We start from the raw sequence: 279 nt of genomic DNA on the forward strand, positions 1-279 counted from the left end.
GGTGCGGTCGGCGGTGATCACGATGCCCGGCACCGAGCCCGCCAGACGTTCATCCAGCGCGTCCAGCGCCATCAGGCCAGTCACCTCGTTGTCGAGGTGGTAGTCGGCGAGGATGGCATCTGGATCACCATCCAGGTTGCGGATCACCGACTTGGCGCCGCCGATCGAGGTCGCCGTGAACACCTCGCAACCCCAGCCGGACAGCATCGCCTTCATGCCCTCGAGAATCAGGCTCTCGTTGTCGATGCACAGGATGCGAGTGCCGGTCAGCTTGTTGCC

At 64.5% G+C, this 279-nt stretch carries 1 protein-coding gene; it reads right to left on the minus strand.

The annotated features are described in order from the left end of the window. The coding region (locus tag R0J88_RS19655) for a response regulator (RefSeq protein ID WP_410900820.1) at positions 1 to 279 on the minus strand (279 nt) is incomplete at both ends.

The organism is Pseudoalteromonas sp. SIMBA_162 (assembly GCF_046535955.1).
Taxonomy (GTDB): Bacteria; Pseudomonadota; Gammaproteobacteria; order Enterobacterales; family Alteromonadaceae; genus Pseudoalteromonas; species Pseudoalteromonas marina.